General features: G+C 66.2%; 2 protein-coding genes. Both read right to left on the bottom strand.

Annotated elements, in window-relative coordinates:
• A partial coding sequence (gene ftsH, locus VEG08_13725; protein HXZ29047.1) for an ATP-dependent zinc metalloprotease FtsH occupies positions 1-1,701 on the bottom strand: 1,701 nt, incomplete at its 3' end.
• Positions 1,702-1,841: 140 nt separating this feature from the next.
• Complete coding sequence (locus VEG08_13720; GenBank protein ID HXZ29046.1) at positions 1,842-2,414, bottom strand: phosphoribosyltransferase family protein; 573 nt, start codon at positions 2,412-2,414, stop codon at positions 1,842-1,844.
• Between the last annotated feature and the right edge of the window lie 85 nt (positions 2,415-2,499).

Genomic DNA, 2,499 nt, shown 5'->3' with positions numbered 1-2,499 from the left:
GGCCAGGATGTCGCGCGCCCGTCCGTAGGACTCGTCCACCAGCCGCCGCACTTCCTGGTCGATCTTGATGGCGGTCTCCTCGCTGTAGTCGCGGTGCTGCGCGATCTCCCGCCCCAGGAAGATCTGCTCCTCCTTCTTGCCGAAGGTGAGCGGACCGAGCTGGCTCATGCCGAACTCGCACACCATCTTGCGCGCCAGCTCGGTGGCCTGTTCGATGTCGTTGCCCGCGCCCGTGGTCATGGTGTTGAGGAACAGTTCCTCGGCCAAGCGCCCGCCCATCATGATGGCCAGCCGCGTCTCCAGGTACTCGCGGGTGTAGGTGTGCTTGTCGTCCAGCGGCAACTGCATGGTGACGCCCAGCGCCATGCCGCGCGGGATGATGGTCACCTTGTGCAGCGGGTCGGAGTGCGGCAGCAAAGTCGCCACCAGCGCGTGCCCCGCCTCGTGGTAGGCGGTGACCTTCTTCTCCTCGTCGGAGAGGATCATGCTCTTGCGCTCCGCCCCCATCAGCACCTTGTCCTTGGAGACCTCGAAATCGTACATGGCCACCGACTTGCGGTTCTGGCGGGCGGCGTTGAGCGCGGCCTCGTTCACCATGTTGGCCAGGTCGGCGCCGGAGAAGCCGGGCGTGCCCCGCGCCAGGATGGAGAGATCCACGTCGTCGTTGAGCGGGATCTTGCGAGTGTGCACGCGCAGGATCTCCTCGCGCCCGCGCACGTCGGGACGCGGCACCACCACCCGGCGGTCGAAGCGCCCGGGACGCAGCAGCGCCGGGTCGAGCACGTCGGGGCGGTTGGTGGCGGCGATCAGGATCACGCCTTCGTTCGATTCGAAGCCGTCCATCTCCACCAGCAACTGGTTCAAGGTCTGCTCGCGCTCGTCGTGGCCGCCGCCCAGGCCGGCGCCGCGGTGGCGCCCCACCGCATCGATCTCGTCGATGAAGATGATGCAAGGGGCGTTCTTCTTGCCCTGCTCGAACAGGTCGCGCACCCGGCTGGCGCCCACCCCCACGAACATCTCCACGAAGTCGGAGCCGGAGATGGAGAAGAAGGGCACGTTGGCCTCCCCCGCCACCGCCCGCGCCAGCAGCGTCTTGCCGGTTCCCGGGGGGCCGACCAGCAGCACCCCCTTGGGGATGCGCCCGCCCAGCTTCTGGAATTTCTGCGCCTCGCGCAGGAACTCGATGATCTCCTTCAGCTCTTCCTTGGCCTCGTCCACGCCGGCCACGTCCTTGAAGGTGACCTTCTTCTGCTGCATGGAGAGCAGGCGCGCCCGGCTCTTGCCGAAGCTCAGCGCCTTGTTTCCCCCGGTCTGCATCTGCCGGATCATGAAGAACCACAGCAGCCCGATCAGCACCAGGGGGATGATGTAGGAGAGCAGGGTGGGCCAGCCGGTGCCGGAGGTGTCGCGCACGGTCACCATCACGCCCTTGTCCTGCATCACCTTGTACATGTCGGGGTAGTTGGCCGGGACGATGGTGTGGAAGCTCGTGGTCTTGTCGCTGCGGAAGTTGCCCTTGACCTCGGCGCCGTTGACCTCCACCTTCTCCACGTTGCCCTGGTTCACCGCGGTCATGAACTCGGAGAAGCTGACCTCCCGCACCTTGGGGGCGTTGCCGCCGGCCTTGACCACCTGCCACAGCAGCACGCCGGACAGCACGATCACCAGCCAGAAAATCACCGTCTTAACCGTCGAATTCACTCCTGCTCCTTGACCCTTGCGCGCCCTGGGAGGGTGCGCCTACCTAAGATTAGACGCCGCCGGCGCCCGTTCGATTCCCTCTTGCCACCCCAATTGTAACCCGTCGCGGGGAAGAAAAGTCTCGCCGCGACGCGGCCGCCCTAGTTCTGAGAATCGGGGCCGGGAGCCGCGCCGGTCCCGGGAGCGGCCGCTACGTAGGGAAGATTGCGGCCGAAGGTGGGAGAGCCCAGCCCGTAGCCCACGACGTAGAGCTCGTCGATCAGGAACCCGAAGTAATCGGGCTGCAGCGAGACCCGGCGCGCCGGTTGCTTGTCCAGGAAGGTGGCCAGCTTCACCGTGGCGGCGCCCCGCCCCGTCAGGTTGCGCATCAGGAACTCGCTGGTCACCCCCGACTGCACCAAGGCTTCGACCAGCAGCACGTGCTGGCCCTCCACCCCGATCTCCGGGCTGAAGAAGATCTCGGTGGTGGGGGTCCCGCCCTGCATCTTCTCGCTGAACTCCGGCTTCATGAACTGGCAGACCACGGGGATGTCGAGGGCGCGCACCAGGTCGGCCATGAACACGAACCCGTTCTCCAGCACGCACACCGCGTACAGGGTCTTGTCCTTGTAGTCCTTGGCGATCTGGCGGGCCAGCTCGTGCACGCGCTTCTGGATCTGCTCCGCGGTGATGAGCACCTTCAGGTTCTTGGGAACGCCGTCCTGTTCGCTCACGCCTTCGCCTCGGTCAGGAAGATTTGCCCTCGCGGTGGCCGGCCCCCGCCGCGACTTCTTCGATCACCACCGCCTGCCTCGCGGA

It is taken from the genome of Terriglobales bacterium (genome assembly GCA_035624475.1).
In the GTDB taxonomy this organism is placed as follows: domain Bacteria; phylum Acidobacteriota; class Terriglobia; order Terriglobales; family Acidobacteriaceae; genus DASPRL01.
This window is presented reverse-complemented; position numbering and strand designations above follow the sequence as displayed.